Here is a 20,299-nt window from a genome sequence, read left to right as displayed (position 1 = left end):
GGAGGCAGGCGCATCCCTGATCGAAGGCTGCGGGTGAACCGCGACCGCTGACTGCCTAGTCGCGCCACGACTTTTCCATTACTTCTCACTAGCTGTGAGCTTGGCGGCCAAGGAAAATTGGATAGGTGTTGCCTAGCAGGCTACTGAATCCAAACGTATGGCTCCGAGAAGGCCTCGGACGGAAGGGACAGCGTCAATTTGCTATGCGGGCCCTCCACCAAAGTCAGCTCGTCCCCCTTCCGAACGACTGCAAAATCAAATCCTGCGGGCGCACTCGGGTGAGAGTACACGTGCTGAATCGGTGTAATAAGCCGATACTCATCTTGTCCTAAGGTGAACGCCGTCGGGAGCCCGGCGATAACCAAATGACCGCGTCCCGTGAAGCGCTGGAACTCCTCTGGCTTATCCCTTTCGGCCGTAAGCGTCAGGTTGGACCACGGCACTTCTTGCGGCTCCCCGCGGACGACAGCCGCAAGATGTGCGATATATGTTCTCTGGTCTGGGTGGATCTCTCGAAGCGTGGGGAAGACAATCTCCTTTTCCAGGACGAACGCTTGGAGAGTTGCGAGATCCTGCGCGAGCGAGTGCAGAGCACGCATCCATTCGACGTCGTCCAGGGATACAACAGACAGGACCTGCCCCTCGGCGCGAAACACGTATCGGGTGGGCATCTCACCACCGACAAGCAAACGAAGCTGCGGTTCCACCTCGGTCGGTAGTTTGCCTGCTATCCCGGTCAGGTCAATACTCTGAGTTGATCCTGCTCCGCTGGAACTGAGCCGAAGCTCAATTTGCAGGATCTTGGAGGCGCTTTCTGCTACGACCCGGATTCCCTCCCCCACGATCCCTCGCGTCACGGTCGTGACGTCGAAGTCGATGTGATCGTCGCGCACGCCGTCGCGTTCCAGATTCATGGGAGGCCAGCTCTGGTCAGAACGAGCCTCCGGAATCATCTGCAGAGTCCCAGTCATCGGTGTCTCATCGCTGAGCGGTCCCCCTGATTGAAACGTCTCTGCTGTCACGCTCTGGAACGGCACCCCCCAAGTCCGCCATTCGAACAGCTCGGTTTCTTCCGACGTTCCTGGTACAGGCTGAAAATTGATGTGGATCGTAATTGGGTCGATCTCCGTGGCCTGCGAGTGTTTCGGCACTATGCTAATGACGCGGTAGCGACGGTCGTCAATAGCCTCGAACCGATGCACAACACCTGGTTCCCCAGTTGGGAACGGAATCCCACCGTCAGCGTTCGCCATCCGAATGGACGGATTCACAAAGTAATGGGGGCTCGTGACATCCAGTAGGTCCTGCAATACCGCATGCCGATCAGTAACGGAATCAACGAAACTCATGGATTCGGCTTCTGAAGGTGGCACGCTTGCCAGCATGGCCTTCTGGGTGACGAGTCGCTCTAACGGATTGGGGCCATCAAAGAAGTGAGCGAACGTACCAGGAAAGTCACCCGCTAGACCGTTGAGAAACGCGGTCCCTTCCCACTGACGTTCGAAGAGCGCCGCGGATGTCACGTCTCCGATGAACCACTCCCGAGCCTTGTCAGTGGGGGTCCAGGCTGTCACAAGATGGTATCGAGCAATTTTCTTACCTTTGTCGACGTATTTCTTGTTGAACCGTGCCCATGAGTTCTTCACCTGTGTCTCCTGGGACGTGGTGAGGGGACCAGCGAACTTCTTGACTTGGTAGATGACGTACCCATTCGGGGTGGGGTGCAAGAAGTCAACGCCTCCGTCTCCTCTTCCCGGCTTCGTATGCCATCCCTTTGGGAATCGCTGAAGGAGACAGGCCGCCACGAAGTCTTCGAAGTACTCCCCGCCATAAGCCGCTAGATGGGCCCAATCAGTTGCCACAACAAACCTTCTCCTCCGACTCGGGATGATCCTGACCAGAGTATGCCGAACTGCTCGTCCTTGGCGTCATACCAGCGCGTCTGTCAAACGTGTTCAACGCGGCAGCCCTACCAAGCGCACGGGTGACCGAAACGTGGCGGGAACTCCACTCCCTCGAAGACCTGGACCTGGACTTCGACCTCGACGACTGACGAGATGTCGGCAGCCCTTGCCCAGTCACGGGATGGCTCATGAAGAACAGCGGCGAGCTCTACGCCCGGTGGCTGCAACGCCGCTGATCAATCTGGCGGCTCAGTCGCGGACGTTTTCCTCAAGGTAGCCGGCGACCCATTCATGGAGCCGGTCGGTGCTCCAGTCCGTTGTGGCGACGAGGAGCACTTCATGGTCCTCGCGGATGACGCGGGTAATGCCGTCCTCTTGCTTGAGGGCCTTGATCATGCGGCCCACCACCCGGTTGTGCTCGTGGACGATGTCCTCTCGCAAGGACACTTCAAGCTCGCGGCCGCGGAGCTCGTCATCGGCCAGGTCTTCAACCTCAACGATCGGTTCGTCCTCGGCGACCATGTCCTCATTGCCGCCGTTCAGTGCCTCGATCAGCGCCGCGGCCGTGCGAGCCAGCTTGTCATCAGCGGAGGGCACACTCCCGCTGACCTGACCGCGCGCAGTCCCGGGAACCATCTGGGCCAGCGCTACTTCCTCACCGTCACTGGCTAGCACCGGGTGGTTCTGCCACATATACGACTTGATGCGATGGTGCCCTACACGCCAGCGGGCCCGCGGGGCGCCCCGCTCCACAACGCGACAGAGGTATGAAATCACTGCGTCGACAATAGCCACTGACTCCGGGGACAGCGTCGGCTCCGTGCCGATACCATAGCGGAGCCACGACGGTGCATCAGACTCCGGCAGAGTGGCGCCTGCCTCTTGCTCAGTGAGCACTGACTTTACCCAGCGCCAGAGCGGTACGAGGCTGTCCACTGACTCATCGAGGGTAACGGCCTCCCCGCCGCGCTCAGACAGGAACTCCGTGAGTGCTTCCAGCGCCCGCGGCCGCTCGTCAAGAAACTCTTGCAGCGCTGCAGCCGCCTCGCGCTTGCCCATCTTCTCGTAACGCGTCATGGCATCCCCCCTGTTTTTAGGCCCCAGCAGGCCTAGCTGATGACTCGCCTGATAAGTGCAGCTGCATCCTGAACGGCATCGTGGGCCATGGTCAGTGGCTCAGGATCGCCGGCTACCGTGAGGCCGGTAATGTCCCACAGTCCGAAGCTGGCCCAGCGGGGCTCGTAATAGGACCACCAGGAGAGGCCGGCGTAGTCTCCGGTTTCATACATGGACCGTGCCCACTGCTGGGTGGAGGTCCGGTCGCGGGAGACAACGTTGCTGGGGCGCAGCGACCATTCCTGCAGCGCCTCCGGGTCGTCCAGGTCCAGGATCGGCGGATCCCCCTCGTACTTCACGAGCGCCTTCCGGGTGCCGTATGGTGTCCCCGGCGGCGGGGCCAGGATGTCGGAGGTCCACACCGGGTACCGGCCGAACGCTTCCGCCGACGCGCCTTCAGCCGAGTCACCCACGTAGAGCACTGTGTATTCCCGGTCCGGGTCGTCCACCCTGCCGGCTCCCTGCCGCGGCCAGATGAAGAGCGGGTGCCCGTTCTCCGCCGGGTTTGAAGCGTCGGGGTGCCAGTTGAGGACGCGCCAGAACTCCACCTAGGCGAACGCTCCCTGTTCGAAGGCCCGGATCGCCTCGATCACCGGGGCGGCGCCTTCGAGCCGGTACACATCGATGGGGCGGGCACCCAGATGCGGGTCCTGGCCTTCGAGCCACAGCCTGGCCTGGGCCGGGGTGAACGCACTGTGCAGGTGGCCCACCAGGGCATCCAGGTCCGCGAGCTGTGCACGGTTTTCTTCGTTCGGTGCATCCTGACCGGATACCCACCGGCCGGGCCTGTCCTTGTTGACACCGAGCAGGGCCGCCACGGCGTTGTTGCCGAGCGCATTTACCAGGCGCTGCGTGATAGCCCGCGGGCCGTAGTCCGGGGCGTCCTTCAGGCCGGCCAGGTTGACCGTGACCGTTTTGGCGGGGGCCTTGCCCCGGCGAACGGCACGGCGGGGCGTCACTTTGAACCCCTTCGGGAGAAGGATGACACCGTTCCGCATTTTGACCGTGGTCTCCCGGCCATCGCCCTTCAGGATCACGGTCTGCTCTATGGCCTTCCGCTGCTTTTCCATAACCCAACAGTATCTGTTGGGCGGTTCGCACGGAAGGCTCGGCTTACGCCACCGCGCACAGCGCCCTCTGCCTGCTAGCCCCTGAGTCTGAAGAAGGCCTTTGGATCGTCGGCGCCCAGCAGGTCGTGGTGGAACACCATGGCATCCACCGGCCGGGTTTCCACGAACAGGACCGCGACCGCCGGGAGTGGACCACCGTGTACCGCGTGAGGTCTTCCACCCAGGAATGGATTTCGGTGTACTCCTGAACTTCCAGCCCGTCACCGAGCAGGCCCCGCTCCTCGAGCAGGTCGTACGTGCTCAACCCCAAGCAACTTAGGCTCTTCCTTACCCGTCCGACTTTCGGGGACCAGTTCACTGAAACCCGGGAAGGGTCTCTTTTTTGGGGGGCTGCTTACACCGCCGCCAGCGCAGTGTCCGGCGGCCGGATATTTCCTAGTAGTTGCTGTAGGTCAGCTTCACTTTGCCGCCCTCCAGAGTGACACCGGCGCTCATGGAAACCGAGATTGTATCCGTTGTGGGCTTCCAGCCAGCTATTCCAAACCCATATGAGTTATCCCTTTCGTAGCTGACTGTGGCTTTCCCGGGAGTCTGCGTACGAAGACGCCAGGGGGAAGAGCCATAGGGATCCTTGCTCAGGCTGAATTTGGGCTTCGTCGTGAGTGCCCAGTGAAAGTTTCGTGAATAGCGCGATGAACTGTAGTTATTGAGCGGGCAATTGGCTGGCTGTGCCTCGGTCGACTTAACGCAGTCGGCAAGATGGGCGTCGACCTGTGCCATGACTTCAGACTTGAGGGCCTCAGAGGCCTCCACCTTGAGGCTGGCGGCGGGTGGGGCCTGCGCGCCCCCAATGACCACTAACGTGGTTGACTTCGGTGCCGTCAGATACTTTTCCGAGGACGGCAATTCCACCGTGTACTCTCCAGGTAAAGCTGGGAAACTCACGCTGGTAGCACCAGTAATGCTGCCTGAAAGGCCGACGTTAAGTTCCTGGCCGTTGACCAGTACGGTCTGCACCGGGGTGTCCGAGGTGACGGTCAGGCTCCCCAGCGGTGAGGACTCCATCTTCCAGTGATCGTCCAAGAGCCCGGGGTTCGCCTTGCGAAGGTTGAAGTTCGTCTGCTGCTTACGGCCATCTTGATGCAGGTCCGCGACCACCGTGGCGTGGTCTTCAGAAACTGTCGTCGAAACAATTTCAAAGGCGTCAATGCGCTTTCTAGCTTTGCCGTAAACCTGGTCTGTAAGCAGGACCCTTTGATCGTTGGCCACGCCGGGATCGGACAAAGCCATCGCTTTCGAAGCCTCACCGTTCTGTAGCGCCTGAAGGTAGCTGTTGACCGCCTTATCAGGCCCGTTGCCGCCCCTGACGATGGTGACCGTGATGACTGCACCCACCACCAGGTGGATGAGATGGTCTCCCAAGACCTGGTGGCCTGCCCGTCAGCCTCAGATCGCCTCGAAGCTAAAGCAGCTGTCTTGCCGCCCAAAGGCACCATCTCAGCGCTGCCCTAATGCTGCCACCATGTCTGCCAAGTCGATGTAGCTTCGTTCGCCGAGTTCGTGCAGCAGCGCCGCCGCGTTGGCGGCGGTCGTGGTGTCACCGATGTCAAGAGCAACGGCGATTACTTGTGGCACGGGGTGCTCAACAAACATGTATTGGTCACCTCGATTCTCGTCTGCGCCTTCAACCAGGCCCTTGGTTATCGCAAGAACAAGCCCCGGAAGGTGCTTTAAAGCCTCCACAAGTTGTTCGTGAATCATTCCGTGTGGGCTGTGCTGAGATACTTGGTCGTCTTCTTCCAGGACAGGCGCTGCAGGGTCACCCATTTCCCGAGCCGCAGCTCCTGGGGCCGCCCAGGGAGTGGTTTCTGCAAATCCCGGCACGGACGATCCTCTGCAATTTTGGTGCCAAAGCTGTGCGACGGTCGGCTCTCATCTGAGTCAGTCGAAGGCGCAGTATGCGGTAGCTCCTTGGCCAGCTCGTCGGGATGATTTCCTCACGGGTTTACGGGAGGGGGCACGGTGACCACCGCATCGCAGCAGGTAAGGACCATCCGCGGATTCTCCGGCATCCACCAGAGCACCAGACCCCACGCCACGAAGGCGAAAAACAGGGAGAGAGTTGTCCGCTCCAAGAGGCCAAGCTGGAGTGCTTCAAGAACTATCCAGGAGATCCAAGAGATCAAGGTCCCGGCCGCTGAGGCCACAAGGGCTGCCATCAGGGTTCCCGCCACCGTCAGCCAACCGATGGTGAGCGCCAGTGCCACCACCAGTAGGGCGCCCGCGAGCACAATCAGGCTTAACCAGTTGTGTGGGAGGGACCAATTTGTGAGCTCGGTGACTAGTGGCACGCCGACGGCCATCACCAGTCCGGCCGCCGCCAGCACTTGATCAAGCCGCGGATTCTTCTGGTGGTTCAATGCTGGCACGGAATTTGCCCACTGTTGGGTCATGAGAAAGAGCGCGAGCATGAAGACTAGGCATACGATTGTCATCCGCGGTCTGGCCTGGTTTACGGCCAGTACAAAGGGCACCAGCAGGAGCACTGTAGCCCATTGACCCAGCCAGGCCTTCTTTGCCGCTGTATTACTGTAACCCCGGCACTCCGCCAGGAGAGTCGAATTTTCGGGAAGTTCGCCAAGGACGGCACGCCAACGGCGCTTCCCGCGGGTGAGCGTGGCTGCCCCCATAATCACTAGAAGGACAGCAAGGGGCAGTAGCCACAAAAGTATCAGCTGTATTCCAGAACCTACATTTTCCGGTCGAGCAAGAACCCAGAGACTCGCGTAAGTGAAACCCAGGATGAAGGCCATTCGGGCGGGGTGAACGATGGCTGGTAAGAGTACGAAGACGGGAACGAACAGTATGTGCAGGAGCCAGCCCAGTGCAGTGGTCACAGTACCGCCTGGCCGGGCCCGCCAGAGCACCCGCAGGCCCCGGGACATCAGGAGGAGTCGGTACGAGGCGCTGAGGTCGGATGGCCCGTCGACGCCGGCGCGGACGGACTGCCGCGCCGTCCTCCTGCTCTCCGAGGACGGGTCTTTAATCTTGAACTGCTGTTCTACCAGCCGGTCTTGCAGCCAAGACACGCGGTTTTGTGAGCCGCGGGGGGCCTTGCCCGCACTCTCGTCAAACTGTTCCTTGTCGCCGTCCAATTCCGGAATGCGAGGGGCCTCGTCCGTGGACAGCGTTTCTAGGAAGCGGGAAATACCGGAGGCTGCGTCCAGCCGTCCCCACCACCAGTCGTTCTCTCGCCACTCTTTAGACAGGAAGCCGCTGAAGTTAGCCATGGAGTTGCCGGCCAGCTTGAAGCGCGACGGCACGTTGGCCGGGTCGGGTTCCAAGAGGTGTGCCGGGACCTGATGCCCGGGCTGGATGTTCTTCAGGGCTAACCCGACTATGCTACGGTTCTCCCCGGCCTTCAACAACCTGTAATCAACAGCAGACCCCGGCTGTTCATCGCTGGCTATCCGCCAGTAGCGGATTCTTGTGACCACTGGCGGAATGCCAGCCGCAGCAAGGGTTGGAGCCAAATCCCGGACTCCGAAAACGCTGCCGTCGGGCCTGCGGGTCAACGCCATCTGGGTGAGGTCCCGCCAGGGTGTTTCAAGCCATCCACGAAGTTCAGGCTCCGCCCGATTAGTATCTTCTGCCCGGATTGTCAGGTTCTGGCTGTATTCGAGGAGTGCTATGAAATGGGTTTCCAGGTCGGTCCAGGAGCGTGTAAGTTCCAAACGCCCTGTTTCCGCAGTTGATAGCCATGCCGAAATGATTTTGTCGTGAAGAATGTCGCCACCAGAGGAGCCTTCGAGCACTGCCCAGTAGGCCTTGTCGCGTGCCGTGATAGCTCTGTTGATGACGTCGTACACGCCCTTGCGCAGTTTGTCGAAGGGCGTCAGCGTGTTGGTCAGGTTCTCCGGAAAGGACTCCACTTCCATACGGCGAAGCCAGGCGAAGGAGCACTGCGCAGCATCGAGTAAGGCTTGCGCGTCGTTGGTGATCAGCTGGAACGGGGCGGCATGTTCGTCCTGCCGGGAAATAGCCAGGTATTCCTGCATTACTTTGGCATCGAATCCGCTGAGTTCTTCGCTGCCAAATGCCCGGAAGTTGCGGCGGCCATTCACCGTAGAGGCAACCTGCCACTCGCCAGGCCGCGTTAGGAGTTGCGTTAGCCGGTCCACGTCCGATGTGGCTCGATAGCGAACGTAGGCGCGACGCCTTTCTACACCAATCTCCTTCGACCAGCCGTCGGACAGCACGGCAGCCAAAACCTCCGAGCGCCCAAGGTTTAGAGAAAGGACATTTACGTACTCAACGTAATCGTTGACCTCGGAGTCCAGCGATTCGCGGCGCTTCAGCCGGAGCACGGAGGCAGTGACGGCGTCCATGAACTGCGACAGATCCTCACCGCGGCTGACTGTCGTCGAATCTCTGACGGTATCGGGATCAAGGTAGAGGAGCGCCCTATGCGCAGGACGCTCAGAGAGCCGCCCACGCGCGGCCGTCAGCGCCCTGCCAATGGGGATGTTGTCGAAAACTCCACCGTCCACCACGTGGAACATGGCCTTATCCGCCGGGCAGGAGGCCGCACGGTGCGAGCCGAAGGCATGCCGCATGTCCGGCAGCTCCGGGCGAGGGAGCAGGCGCTGTCCGCCTTTGTCTTCCCGCGAGTAGATAGTGGCTGGCTCAAACGCTCCCGGGAACGACGACGTCGCCCGGGCTGCATAGGCAAGACGGGCCAGATCTTCGGTGACGCCAGGAGGAAGTACCGTCGCATCGTAGGCGTCGTCACCTGTGCCGGGTCCGCGTCCTCCATTGCTGGCGCCGTTCCTAGTCGGGATCCGGTTGCCCATCAATGACGCTTTTGCCATTTCCGCGTTGGTGCTTTGCCGCCCTTCAAAGTGGAAGCTTCCCCGTCCCTCATCTACCTCAGGGTTCCGGGAGGGCTCGCTGTCCAGGACAGTGGCGGCGAGGTCGATGGTTAGATGCTCGGGAATCAGGGCTTGGTGCCGGTGATCATCACGGTAAATTTGACTCAGCGCCCTGTAGATGCTGGGGAAAAAGTACTCGTTACCCTGGAGGATGGACTTTACCCGGCCCCGCCCCGGCGGGCGCATCAGTTCCTGAAGCCCACCGTCACTCCGCCAGGTTTCCAAGATGGTTTCGTCAGGCGCAGCGCCCACCATTTGTGCCACGGAGTAAAGGATGCAGTTGAGGCCGCCTGCACTCGCTCCAGCCAAGATGTCAAACTCCACCTTGTCGTAGCGGGCGTCCGCCAGCAACGAAGCATAGGCCTGGGCACGCCGCAGCACCGGTGCCGCAAGGGGATCGTCCGCCAGTCCCTCCTTCCCGCTGAGGTAGAAAGCAACCAGTGCTTCTCCGGCCCGATCCGTGTCGACATCGGACTTGTAAATCCGGAGGCGTCGGAGAATGTCCAGTTCCGCCACACAACCGCCAATCCACACCGCAAGACTGACGCCGCCGCGCATAGCCAGCGCGATCCGTAGGGTGCGGTTGAAAGCGGCCTGGAGTTTGAAAGCGTCAGGATCCTGATCGGGACCGAGCACCTGGAGGTGGAGCGGCGAAGGACGCTGCCGTTCTCTGACGAAATCGTAGAGCCCCTCCCGGAGCCTTAGATTGACGCCTGCCTCTGAATCGATGGCTGTGGCGAGGTTGGACAGAATCTGCGGATCTCCGGGGTTGTCCTGCAGACAGGTGTACAGTTCCGCAATCCTAGGCGGAACAGCGACAATCAGCCCATCTCTCCGCAAGTGAAATGCTGCAGCTTGGCCCAAAGTTGAATATGCCACGGCACTCTCCGGAACTAAACGATTTTCGTCCAGTATGCGCCGCCTTACCTCCGACGGCCATACCTAATACCCGATGTCTTTGACGATAGTCAGTCCCAGACTTTCGGCACCATTCAGTGTGAAGACGCCTGCGCCATAGTCCTGAAGCAAGAAGGATAGAACGCGAGAATCTCTCTCATCAAATGGCCGGAAAAACTCTGTTCATTCGCTCAATAAGACCCAAACGTGGCCACTGCGCGATACCGCCGACCCTGAAAATTTCGACTGGTGCACAAACTGAAACTATATTTTTGTCGTCGTTTGCAGAGCCAGACTGTCAACGTTGAAATCGTCCACAACTCTAACCTGTTTCGTTACAAGCTTGGTCTTAACCCCGGCTCAGAGTCGACGGAAGCCAGCCGAGGGCTGGCCGTGCCAGGCTAGGCATTTCGCTTTTGCCCTGCGATCGATACCTTTGCTATAGGACGAGGAGGATCAGGGCATAATGCGGACAAACTTTCTCAAATGGATCCGTGGGGGCTCCGTCGAGGGCATCGACGAGAGTCGCAAGCAACTTATGCGTGCGATAAGTCAATATTGTGATGCTGAGGCCCAGGAACTCGGCCAAGCTGACCCTCCCGACACTGCTGACACTGCCGATCTGACCAACGCTAGGACTGAACGAGACGAGAAGCTTAGCCGCTTCTTGGGTTCCGGTAGGTCCTTCGAACATGTCATCGGCATTCTCCAGGCGCACGACATGAAAGTCATCGATAATGTCCTGCCGCAGTCTGATCGCGACTCCAGGCGGCTCTCATTGGCTGAACTACATCAGGCCCTTAAAGCACGATTGGACGCGTACTTGCGTTCCCTCACTGAGTTGGCCGATGTTCTCGACCTGCCGCGGCGCAGGCAAGCGGCGAGTCACGACCCGTTTAGGAGCGGCGGTTGGAGCTCAACATATGTCGACGAGGTTGCCACATATGTGGACGAGGTTGCTGAACTATTTACGGCGGGAACCTCGGCTTCACTGATGCAGCCCGTGATGGCGCTTCGCATCAAGAGGGACCTCGCCCTCGGCATCCTTGAGACGCCGAAGCCACAGGACAAACAAACGGGCATTCGTGGTCATCTCGCCGACTATGACCGCACAATCGATGCTTTACTAGCGGCCACCGCTATCGACCCAGAGAGTGTCGACTCCCAAACTCTCGCTCTGGTCCGAGGGCTCTTCATAGAGCGACTGAAGAATGGTGCAAAGGCTAGAAGATTTTGGTTCGGGGTGTGGGTTGTGGGCTCGGCATTAGGGCTAGCGGCGATTGTCGCCGCGTTTTGGTTCTCCTTGTTCGACCCACGTGGCTGGTGGTGGATCACGTTTGGCATAGCTGGCCTCGGCGCCCTTGTAGCTGTTCTGTATACCTTAAAGGCGACTAGGGGACTATCCATACGTGCAAATTGGATCCTAGTTGCGCTACCGGCTCTAGTGCTGGTGGTAGCTCTTACCTTGCCCCGTCAAACCGAACAAGCTCTCGCCATAACCACCCTTTTCGCCGTTATAGCCTTGGCCGTCATAGGAGGCGTGTCACTCTGGGTCGTCCGACATGAGCCCAGCCAGCCCCGACTGCGTTCGGGTCTCTCATCGCCCCTGTTGGTGCCCAGCACTTCCCCAGGGAGTGAGGAGAACAGGCAAAATTGGAATCGCTACTTAGTGGCCGAGGAACTCGCAATGCTGCGAGATCGAATACTGCGGGAGGCTGGCAAACAGCACAAGGCGAGCATCGCATGGGCGACGACCTTTGTCGTCCTCGGTTTCCTCGCTGCTGCGCTGTCAGGGGCAGCCGGGGTAACGGCCGCTGGGCAGCAGGCCGGCCTGCCGGTTTATTTCGCAATCGCAGGTGCCGGGCTCACGGCCTTGACGACAGCGTTGAACCCAGGGCGCCGATGGGAGCAGGCGCATGCCCTACAACTCGCCTGTCAGAGCCTTGAGCAGGAGGTCAGCGTCCTTATCAGGCTGGACTTGAATGGAGCTGACGAGAACCGCCAAAAGATCGAACAAATTTCCACGCTGTATGACACACTTCTCGGCCTGCCGGAACGGCCACGACTCTGGCGCCCCAACACTGACGACCAACCACAAGTAGCGGCCGTCAACACCGCTGGCAAACCATAAGTAGATTGAGGGCAAGATGTTGCCGCAACCGGGCGTATGGCGGAGAAACCGACACACCGTAATAATCGTCGTCGTGAACGTCCTGGCACTGCTACTGCTGCTTCTCGGTATCTTCGTTGTAAACCGGCTGTCCCCCTTACCACCATCGTTGAGCGTACCAACCGCGTCTGGCCAGAGCGCCCCCAGCACCAACAACCCGACCAGCGCCCCCAGCAACCCGACGGGCTCCCCCGGCCCCCAAAAGCCCAACGACAACGACCCCAAGGACCCCACGAGCGCCCCCAGCACCAACAACCCGACCAGCGCCCCCAGCAACCCGACGGGCTCCCCCGGCCCCCAAAAGCCCAACGACAACGACCCCAAGGACCCCACGAGCGCCCCCAGCACCAACAACCCGACCAGCGCCCCCAGCAACCCGACGGGCTCCCCCGACCCCCAAAAGCCCAACGACAACGACCCCAAGGACCCCACGAGCGCCCCCAGCACCAACAACCCGACCAGCGCCCCCAGCAACCCGACGGGCTCCCCCGACCCCCAGAAGCCGAACGACTCCAACGACCCGAAGGAGTCGACCCCGCCGAGCGGGTCAGGTTCGCCGCGTGATGAAAGTGACTCCGGCCGATCTAACACTGAAGGCTTCGAGAAGGTGGTTGTGGAACCTGGAGATACCCTTTGGGATTTGGCACGAATGCGTCTGCAAGACCCGTTTCGTTGGACCGATATTTTTTACGCGAGCCGCTGTGAACGTCAGCTGTACGGGCAGCTTTCCGATCCGGACCGCATATTCCCCGGATGGGTGATGCTGGTCCCAGCTCCGGAGACGAAATCCCCGATCAGGACTTGTCCGTCTTAAGTCTCTATAAGTCGATTGAGGTCCCAGGACCTAAGGAGCGCGGGGAAATGCTGTGTGGAAGCTTCCGAAGACGGGGAAGACTGGCGAGGCTTTTCGCTCCAACGGGCGAAGCTGAAGGGCATAAGTCAGTGCTCCTCCGCACGCCTATAGGCCCTCATTTCAGGGCTGAGGTCTTCAATGCCGGGCCCAGCCACAGCTGCAAGCAGCTACACAACCCCTCATGAGATCAACGCTCCATTTTCTACTCCTCTTTCAAATGCTACTATTCCGCCATTCCCTTAGGAGCGGAGACCTATTATGGGAGCCCTAGAGTCGTTCAAGAAATCGTTGCTGGGTGACAAAGCGAACCAAACGATCAAGTCTGGAACCCTAGTGACAACGCGCGGTACAGGAATTATTGCCGTCGGCCTCATCGGCACATTCCTTCTTATGGATTGGTTGAAAGCTTCCCTTGGGAAGGGCTGGAAGCCGATCAAAAACTAAGTTTTATTCTGGCGACGGGCGCCACTGGGCTGTAGTCGCTGCCGCTGATTCAATAGCTCGTGGCCTAGCCACAAGATCCTCCCTGCCAGCTATCGTCACACTTCCAGCCGGCCTGGTTGCCACCCGGACAACTGGCAGAGATAGCACAGGGTGGTCAGTACTGGCTGTCGAACTTACTTCGAGCGGCAAAAACAAAGCGACGCAGTTTCTGGTTGCCAACGGTTCAGAAACAGCATGGGTAGGCAGCGACGACCTGGAGTTTCGAAAAAGAATGACCAAGGTTCCGCCAAACGGAGTCCTCAGTCTCCAGTCGGCTCGACTCCCGGTCTTCTCATATATGTCCCAAGCATGACTCTGGACCGCCTGGGCAGAAGGTATAAGCGATTTCTGAACAGGCTTAGGTCCCAACCGGACTTACAGGGCTGGGCCTCCGCACCTTCGACCATGGGACTAGAGGGTGGGTCTGAAAACTGTCTGGCGCTGGGCCGGTGAGGATTTAGCACAAAACTTGGGGGACTGTGGGTGACCTGGGTGTGGTTGTGGTGGTTGAAGATGACCTGGATCTGCGCAACCTCGTGGAAGGTGTCTTAGTCCAATCCGCTTTTCTTGTCACACCGCCGTGGACGGCCACAGCGGTGTAGACATGGTGCGGGATATGAGACCTGACGTGGTGACCGTGGATGTAGGGCTGCCGGATACTGACGGGTTCGAGGTTCTGCGCAGGATCCGCCAGTTCAGCAACGCCTACGTCGTGATGCTCACGGGAAGGTCCGAGGAACCGGATCTGCTGGCCGCGCTCCAGGGCGGAGCTGATGACTACATCACCAAATTGTTCCGTCCTCGGGAAATGCGGGCGCGTGTGTGGCGGCGATGATGCGCAGGCCCAGGAGCCCAGGAGGTACAGCCGCAGGAGGTAGCGGAGGCCCTGCCGCCGGATCCGTTGGCTGTAATCGGCGGTTCGGTCCTCCGCGTAAATCTTGGGGCTGCCTTGAGTGCACCGGCAACGCCAAAACGAACTAAATAGGCAGCATATCGTGCGCCGCTGCCCTGATGCAGTGGGCTCCGGCCTCTCGGCAACGCCTGAACGAGGAAGTGAGGCTCGCTGGCTACTCCGGCCCAGACTCCCCGTCGCCCTTGAGCTCGCCGGCGGCGATCCTTTCGGCGGTGCGCCGGTAGGTCTCGGCGATGAAGTCTTCGATGTCGTTGGCCCCGATGCGCCACAGCCCTCGTCCGCCGACCTGGATCCCGCGAAGCTCTCCGCTGCTGAGCAGCGCCCGGATCTGGTTCTGGTTCACGTTCAGCTCTTCAGCCGTCTGCGAGATTGTCAGAAAACGGTGCTTCTTCGGTTCATCGGTCACCGGCTCATCCTATGTGGACGGATCCGGTGGCGTTGACTCTTGGGCTACTTTCGTAAGGGTCCAGGCCACGACTAAGCGGGCAGGTTGTCCTGTTCTGGCGCCGTTACCAGCATTACGGCCGGGTGCAAAAAACGGCACCGAAACGGTTAAGACGGCCGTCAAATAGCCCCGAAATTTACTGGCGCGTGACCCGGATGCGGTGTTCCTTACGGTTACGCCCCGAAGCGGCTACAGCTCTCGTTTCATGCACGGGGCACCCCTAATCTTGAGCTATCCAACCGCACCACCTCTCTGAATGGCACCCCAATGAAAAAACTCCTCCTCTGGCTCACGGCGCTCCTCGCGGCCGTCGGGCTGGGCATCGTGGCACCGGGGCCCGCCTCGGCAGCCACCTCCTATTGCGGGCTTGCATGGGGATCTCAGGATAAGGCCGCCCCCGAGATGAGCTCAGCATCCGTCACCAACGTCCGGACAGGGCAGCAACCCTGCTTCGACCGCATGGTGGTCGACCTGAACGGCCCCGTCAAGGGCTACACGGTCCGGTACGTCCCGGAGATCATCCAGGACGGCACCGGGTTCACGATCCCGGTCTACGGCAACGCACGCCTGCAGGTCGTCGTGAACGCACCCTCCTATGACAGCAATGGCGTCACCTACAACCCGGCTGCGAAGGCCGAGCTGTCCAACGTGGCCGGCTACCAGACCTTCCGGCAAGTGGTCTATGCGAATAGCTTCGAAGGTTCCACCAGCATCGGCCTGGGTGTCCGCGCCCGACTGCCCTTCCGGGTCTTCACCCTCGAGGGGCCAGGGTCCGGTTCCCGGCTGATCGTGGACGTAGCCCACTTCTGGTGATGGAACACAAAGGTGCCGCACGCCGCTCATCCGGCGTGCGGCACCTTTTCTGTATTCTGACCGAGTCGTACGAGGCGGCGACCCTCACTCACCTGGGCCGCAACGGAAGCCCCGAAGACATCGCCAAAGTCGTCGCCTTCCTTCTGAGCTCTGACGCCGCCTTCATCACCGGAGCATCGATCGTGGCAGACGGCGGATACACCGGCGTCGACTACTACGTGAAGAAGGAGAACGAACCCTTGGGCTGAAATTCCGGACGTGGAAGCGCTCTGCTCAAGATCCGCACAAGAGATACCGAGGATTGACCGAACCGCTTCCCCCTCGTCCTTTTGGCTTCTTAGAGTGTCACTAAGGGCAGCAACGACGACGTCTGGGGGGACGTATGAACACAAGTAGCATCCCTTTTGCGGAGGAAGCACAAGCCCCGCCGTCACCAGTCCCTTCTCCGCCGAGTCGACCATTGGCACGGCCGCGGCCAGTGCCTCAACTTCCATCGCGCAGGGGACGGGAGCATGAGGTGCGCCGGTTGATCCGCGACCTCGCCGCACTGGCCGCCACTCGTCAAGGGAGAACCGCATGACCGCCGGCGTCGATCCATCCTTCGACTACTTCTCGGGCACGCCTCCCGGGAAAGATCCGGACACACACAGTCCGACCCTCCGCCGGCATCACCAGTTGCTGTGGAACAAGGAGTTACCCACTGGCGGACGCTTCAACCTGGCACCAGAGCCCGGCGCGCACCTTGTGTACAGATCCGCATCGGGTGTCTTCTTCCTCGCCAGTGACGCAATCACGACCAGGATGCGAGGCAAGGCGTCGCGCGTAAGACGAGAAATTCCAAACGATGACATGCCCGTCTACCGCGGCTACACCGCCGGAAGCACCCTCGTGTTCCCCGGCAACAGTATCGGCCGGAAGATGACGATCAACCGTGCACGGGGATTGCATCCTCGAATCGCCGACCGTTTCGACCTGACCTTGGAGTGCATCCGTCGCCACTATCTCGGAGAGCTGCCGAATCCCCTCGGCGATGTCATGAACCGGTACGCAGACTTCTTTGCCCTGTTCGAAAACTTCGCCGGGTACGTCAAATTCTTCCTCCTGAAGGACCTCGTCGAGGAGGATGGCAAGACCGTACGCTTCTTCCACACGTTCGACGACTTCCGAACCCCGGCGGTCCCGAAAACCAAAGATGAATACCTCGAGTATCTACGGAGTAGCGAAGACTTCATCACCGCTCGTAGCAGCACAATCGACGCCGAGCCCTAGGACCTTACCGAAACCGACCTTTTCTTAGTAGTCGATGGCCTTCCGGTCGATGGACTTGAGCGCGGCGAGCCGTGCTTCCACTTCGGTTTGCTCACCGAGGTCTTCCAGGGAGGCGAACTGGGCATCCAAGGATGAGGCGGCGAGTTCCTGCTGGCCACGGACGGTGGCCTCCTGGCGGCGGATGTTCTCCTCGTACCGGCCGATCGCCGAGGTCGGGTCTCCGACGTCGAGGGATTTGAGCGCATCGTTGACCTGGGACTGGGCAGCGGCGACGCGGGCCCGGTTGACGAGCTGGTTGCGCTTGACTGTCAGCTCCCCGAGTTTGCCCTTCATCTGGTCCAGGCCGTTCTTGAGCTTGTCGACGACCTCGTTCTGCGCGGCCAGGTCCGGCTCCTGGGCCTTGGCGGTGGATTCGGCGGTCATCTGCCGCTGAAGAGCGAGCCTGGCGAGGGCATCAAACTTGTCGGCGTCCACACTGTTCCCGGCAGCCCGGAACTCGTCGGCTTTCCGGGAGGCGGCGATGGCCTTGTTGCCCCAGGTGTGGGCGTCGTTCACGGCCCGCCTGTAGTCCTCTTCGGCCATGCGGACATTGCCGATGGTCTGGGCGACGGCGGCCTCGGCTTCGCGGATGTTGGCCGAGTAGTCCCGGACCATCTGGTCCAGCATCTTCTGCGGGTCTTCGGCGGAGTCCAGGAGGGCGTTGATGTTGGCCTTGGCGAGCTGGGCAACGCGGGCGAAAATACTCTGCTTCACGGGGGTCTCTCTATCGGACAGTTGATTCGCATTTTATGTGTGCGGCAGTGCCGGGTGCCAGCACCCGGAATCCATCGGGCAGGTCCGTCTATCCTGCTGCCCGCGGTTGCTCACCCGCGACTCAATGGAAGCAGCTCGGCGGGGTACGGAGCATAGCCTTTGGTGATGTTCTGCGCCGCGGCCAGAGCGTTACCAGTACGCTGAAGATCATGAACCGGTAACGGCCGTATCGCTGCAGTCACGTGTCCGTAACCCTTGGTCAAGGGGAGGAGCGGACGCCTCGTCCCACACCTATACTGAGCCATGAGCACGGCCGCATCGTTGATCCTGATTTTCTGTGTTGCCACTGCCTGGATCGGGTTGACGGTATTCGTGCTCTTACGGTTGCGCCGCCGCCGGCGCGGGTCATCACTGGTAGCTTCCGCTCCACCAACGGCTGTCCACGGCGCGAGCCTCTCCTACAGACCCTGGCACGACGTTGGTGCAGTACGGGCAAGATCCCCACACGGCGGCGGCACAGGCTGAGAATCAGGAAAGTTCACGGCTGAAGGGGTATTTTCAAGGCCGCCGCCTTGCAGTCCAATCAATACTGCCCCTGCACTACAGCCCCCGCTGCCGGCGGCCCCGTACCCTGATGACCTCGACGACCCCGGCCAGGGCCAGAGGGAACGCCACGACGGCGGCCAGGTGACGCAGCAGGCTATAGGGGTCCTCCAGCGTCCCCCAGCCAACGAGAACCCCGGGCAGCCCCACGCAGATCGATACCCAGACGGTGTTTTCGCGGAGGTGCGACCAGGCGGCGGCCGCAAGGGACAGCGCGCACCCGGCGAAGATGTAGCGGTTACCGATCCAGACCTCTTCCTGCTCGGCTGGAGCCGGCAGCCAGATGTGCCAGTTTGCGCGTGTGATCCCGTAGCCGATCAGGATCATCGAGGCGAGCACGAGCAGGATCCAGGCGATGGTTCCGGTCTGCCGCCTGACCTCAGCCGACTGTGGCTTGGTCCAAGGCACTGAGCAGCCCGTCGGTGTCCGGGACGTCGTAGAAGGCCACGGTTTGCCCGAGCCCTAGGCTGAAGAAGTCCATCCCTGTGTTTTGGTACATTCCCATGCCGAAAAGTCCGATGCCCTGAGACCCGAAAGTCACGCTCACATGGCGTCCGTCTTTGGTCCGATCGATCTTGGTAGGCACGCCGTTGACGGGCGAATCGGAAACGGACCTGTCGCCTGTGCAGACGATTGCCCGGCGATCGGTGAGCGCGTACACCGTCCGTAGCTTCCGCCGCTTCTTGTAGATGAACCTGCCGAAGATGAAGTAGAGGCCGATCAGGACGAAGGGGATGCCCCAGAGCACAAAGAAGGGCTGCTTGGCCGTGGTGGCAGCCATGAACTCCCAAAAGATCGCGAAGCCGCCCCAGAGAATGCTGAATGGCACCAGGAATGCATCCGCACCGGTAAAGCGAACCTTTGGGTTCGGCTGACCCACCCACAGAAGCCTTTCACCCTGGCGAAGGAGTGGCAGGATCCGGCTTCTGGGATCGTTCATGCCACGAAGTGTTACACAGTAGTTCCGGTCTGAACAGGGCAAACTCCGATGGCCAGGTGCCACCGATGCCTTGTACCGGCCTGTCAAGCAGGAAACGCCGGGGCTGTCAGGGGCCAACTGCAACCATCAATCGTTGATCCCCGCACAAGAGCTGCAGCTCCCCGTCGGCACTGTCCAGCTGGCAGTCCTGGTCTTTCACCCGCGGCCCTCTGGAGATCTCGGGGGCGTCGCGGACCCGCTTGTAGTGGAACTCGTCGTGCTCGGTGTAGATGACGACACTGTCGCCGTCGAACCAATCCTGGGAGACAAGGACCGACGTTCCGTCCGCGGCCACGATCTTCACCGTGTCACCAATTCCGAACGCGCCCAGGGCTGCGAAGAGAAACATGAGGCCGAAGTACGGCGCGGCGGCTGCGGCCGCCATGCCCGTGATCCACCCGACGATGCGCCGTGGGATCTTCCTGGGAATGCGGCCGATCAACGCGGGGAGCAGGAGCGACAGCCCGGCGGCGCCGGACAGGAAGGCCACAACCAGGAACCAGGAGGCGATGGAGTGCCCAGGAATGCCCACGTAGAGGAGCAGGCCCTCCCGGGCGGCTGACCGGTATGCCCCATTGATGAAGTGGTAGGCCCAAGCGCAGAGGGCCGCCGTGACCAGGAGGGCGATCCCCCAGATCTCTCGGCGCTTCACGGATACAGGACTTCCGCCTCGGATGAGTGCGCGTCTTTGCGGATGGACCAGCGCCCAACCGCCGCGGCCGCACCGACGGTCGCCCATAGTCCCAGCCAGCCGGGGTGCCAGCCGAAGCCGAGCAGCCCGGCCACTGCCCAGAATGCCAGTGTCGGCACGGCGAAGAATGCCGTGATGTGGATCCACTGCTGCCGTACCGGGCGCAGCAGGTAGGCCAGCACCCATGCCAGGGGCGCCGCGAAGACCAGTGCAATCCCGTAGCCGTAGAAGGCCAGGGCGAGCCCGGCACCCCAGAGGTGCACGGCATCTTCCCCGGAGAGCACCGTCGGGACACCATATGCGAGGAGGGCAACAATGAGCATGACGCCCACCCAGAGCGTGGTGGCGATCAGCCAGGCCTTGATGAACGATGAGGCGTCGAGGACGACCCGGTGCTGTCCTGTCACGG

Annotated in this window: 19 protein-coding genes and 1 pseudogene; 7 read left to right on the top strand and 13 right to left on the bottom strand. The window is 60.8% G+C overall.

Annotation, left to right across the window (positions count from 1 at the left end):
- Nucleotides 1-140: 140 nt before the first annotated feature.
- From AU252_RS20415 to AU252_RS20400, 4 genes are all read right to left on the bottom strand, one after another.
- The gene (locus AU252_RS20415; protein ID WP_157769035.1) at nucleotides 141-1,646 is read right to left on the bottom strand and encodes a hypothetical protein; all 1,506 of its coding nucleotides are present in this window, start codon (nucleotides 1,644-1,646) and stop codon (nucleotides 141-143) included.
- 507 nt (nucleotides 1,647-2,153) lie between these two features.
- Nucleotides 2,154-2,981 carry a hypothetical protein gene (locus AU252_RS20410; RefSeq protein ID WP_058932274.1) on the bottom strand — a complete coding sequence of 276 codons (828 nt, stop codon included), beginning with the start codon at nucleotides 2,979-2,981 and terminating at the stop codon, nucleotides 2,154-2,156.
- Between the two features lie 32 nt (nucleotides 2,982-3,013).
- Nucleotides 3,014-3,568: an RES domain-containing protein gene (locus tag AU252_RS20405; RefSeq protein WP_058932273.1), complete on the bottom strand. Its 555-nt coding sequence runs from the start codon at nucleotides 3,566-3,568 to the stop codon at nucleotides 3,014-3,016.
- Nucleotides 3,569-4,090 carry a hypothetical protein gene (locus AU252_RS20400; protein WP_058932272.1) on the bottom strand — a complete coding sequence of 174 codons (522 nt, stop codon included), beginning with the start codon at nucleotides 4,088-4,090 and terminating at the stop codon, nucleotides 3,569-3,571. It abuts the gene before it with no gap.
- Nucleotides 4,091-4,215: 125 nt separating this feature from the next.
- Here AU252_RS20400 and AU252_RS24830 point away from each other — a divergent pair, with 125 nt between their 5' ends.
- The gene (locus AU252_RS24830) at nucleotides 4,216-4,338 is read left to right on the top strand and encodes a hypothetical protein (RefSeq protein WP_276203723.1); all 123 of its coding nucleotides are present in this window, start codon (nucleotides 4,216-4,218) and stop codon (nucleotides 4,336-4,338) included.
- A gap of 187 nt (nucleotides 4,339-4,525) precedes the next feature.
- Here the strand turns inward: AU252_RS24830 and AU252_RS20395 are convergent, their stop codons facing one another.
- The 3 genes from AU252_RS20395 to AU252_RS24320 form a co-directional block, all read right to left on the bottom strand.
- A complete protein-coding gene (locus AU252_RS20395) occupies nucleotides 4,526-5,512 on the bottom strand; it encodes a hypothetical protein (RefSeq protein WP_058932271.1) in 987 nt (328 codons plus the stop codon).
- Nucleotides 5,513-5,587: 75 nt separating this feature from the next.
- On the bottom strand, nucleotides 5,588-5,917 hold the full coding sequence (locus AU252_RS20390) for a hypothetical protein (protein WP_157769034.1): 330 nt from the start codon (nucleotides 5,915-5,917) through the stop codon (nucleotides 5,588-5,590).
- 170 nt (nucleotides 5,918-6,087) lie between these two features.
- Nucleotides 6,088-9,861: a DUF3376 domain-containing protein gene (locus tag AU252_RS24320; protein ID WP_157769033.1), complete on the bottom strand. Its 3,774-nt coding sequence runs from the start codon at nucleotides 9,859-9,861 to the stop codon at nucleotides 6,088-6,090.
- A 523-nt stretch (nucleotides 9,862-10,384) separates the two neighbouring features.
- Between AU252_RS24320 and AU252_RS23985 the strand changes: the two genes are divergently transcribed.
- From AU252_RS23985 to AU252_RS20365, 3 genes and pseudogenes are all read left to right on the top strand, one after another.
- Nucleotides 10,385-12,049 carry a hypothetical protein gene (locus tag AU252_RS23985; protein WP_157769032.1) on the top strand — a complete coding sequence of 555 codons (1,665 nt, stop codon included), beginning with the start codon at nucleotides 10,385-10,387 and terminating at the stop codon, nucleotides 12,047-12,049.
- A gap of 73 nt (nucleotides 12,050-12,122) precedes the next feature.
- Nucleotides 12,123-12,902: a LysM peptidoglycan-binding domain-containing protein gene (locus tag AU252_RS23980; RefSeq protein ID WP_157769031.1), complete on the top strand. Its 780-nt coding sequence runs from the start codon at nucleotides 12,123-12,125 to the stop codon at nucleotides 12,900-12,902.
- A gap of 1,001 nt (nucleotides 12,903-13,903) precedes the next feature.
- Nucleotides 13,904-14,318, top strand: a pseudogene (locus AU252_RS20365) (response regulator transcription factor); the annotation flags it as partial.
- Nucleotides 14,319-14,491: 173 nt separating this feature from the next.
- Here AU252_RS20365 and AU252_RS20360 read toward each other — a convergent pair.
- Nucleotides 14,492-14,743 carry a helix-turn-helix domain-containing protein gene (locus tag AU252_RS20360; protein ID WP_058932265.1) on the bottom strand — a complete coding sequence of 84 codons (252 nt, stop codon included), beginning with the start codon at nucleotides 14,741-14,743 and terminating at the stop codon, nucleotides 14,492-14,494.
- A gap of 306 nt (nucleotides 14,744-15,049) precedes the next feature.
- On the opposite strand from AU252_RS20360, the gene AU252_RS20355 reads away from it, so the two are divergent.
- The 3 genes from AU252_RS20355 (at nucleotide 15,050) to AU252_RS20345 (ending at nucleotide 16,864) form a co-directional block, all read left to right on the top strand.
- Nucleotides 15,050-15,595, top strand: a complete 546-nt coding sequence (locus tag AU252_RS20355; RefSeq protein ID WP_058932264.1) for an AMIN-like domain-containing (lipo)protein — start codon at nucleotides 15,050-15,052, stop codon at nucleotides 15,593-15,595.
- Nucleotides 15,595-15,843, top strand: a complete 249-nt coding sequence (locus AU252_RS20350) for an SDR family oxidoreductase (protein WP_058932263.1) — start codon at nucleotides 15,595-15,597, stop codon at nucleotides 15,841-15,843. The genes AU252_RS20355 and AU252_RS20350 overlap by 1 nt, the downstream gene beginning before the upstream one ends.
- A 328-nt stretch (nucleotides 15,844-16,171) precedes the next feature.
- On the top strand, nucleotides 16,172-16,864 hold the full coding sequence (locus AU252_RS20345; RefSeq protein WP_058932262.1) for a DUF6994 family protein: 693 nt from the start codon (nucleotides 16,172-16,174) through the stop codon (nucleotides 16,862-16,864).
- A 24-nt stretch (nucleotides 16,865-16,888) separates the two neighbouring features.
- Here AU252_RS20345 and AU252_RS20340 read toward each other — a convergent pair whose 3' ends face one another.
- From AU252_RS20340 to AU252_RS20320, 5 genes are all read right to left on the bottom strand, one after another.
- Nucleotides 16,889-17,617 (bottom strand): PspA/IM30 family protein, encoded by a 729-nt coding sequence (locus AU252_RS20340; protein ID WP_058932261.1) that lies wholly within the window; start codon nucleotides 17,615-17,617, stop codon nucleotides 16,889-16,891.
- A gap of 600 nt (nucleotides 17,618-18,217) precedes the next feature.
- Nucleotides 18,218-18,628 (bottom strand): hypothetical protein, encoded by a 411-nt coding sequence (locus AU252_RS20335; RefSeq protein WP_240484239.1) that lies wholly within the window; start codon nucleotides 18,626-18,628, stop codon nucleotides 18,218-18,220.
- Nucleotides 18,600-19,160, bottom strand: a complete 561-nt coding sequence (locus AU252_RS20330) for a hypothetical protein (protein ID WP_058932260.1) — start codon at nucleotides 19,158-19,160, stop codon at nucleotides 18,600-18,602. Before AU252_RS20330 ends, AU252_RS20335 begins: the two co-directional genes overlap by 29 nt.
- 106 nt (nucleotides 19,161-19,266) lie before the next feature.
- Nucleotides 19,267-19,851 (bottom strand): hypothetical protein, encoded by a 585-nt coding sequence (locus tag AU252_RS20325; protein ID WP_058932259.1) that lies wholly within the window; start codon nucleotides 19,849-19,851, stop codon nucleotides 19,267-19,269.
- Nucleotides 19,848-20,297, bottom strand: coding sequence for a hypothetical protein (locus tag AU252_RS20320; RefSeq protein WP_058932258.1), 450 nt, complete (start codon nucleotides 20,295-20,297; stop codon nucleotides 19,848-19,850). The genes AU252_RS20325 and AU252_RS20320 overlap by 4 nt, the downstream gene beginning before the upstream one ends.
- Nucleotides 20,298-20,299 lie beyond the last annotated feature (2 nt).

Source organism: Pseudarthrobacter sulfonivorans, from assembly GCF_001484605.1.
Taxonomy (GTDB): Bacteria; Actinomycetota; Actinomycetes; order Actinomycetales; family Micrococcaceae; genus Arthrobacter; species Arthrobacter sulfonivorans_A.
The sequence above is the reverse complement of the archived record's forward strand: the minus strand, read 5'-3'. Positions and strand labels throughout refer to the sequence as shown.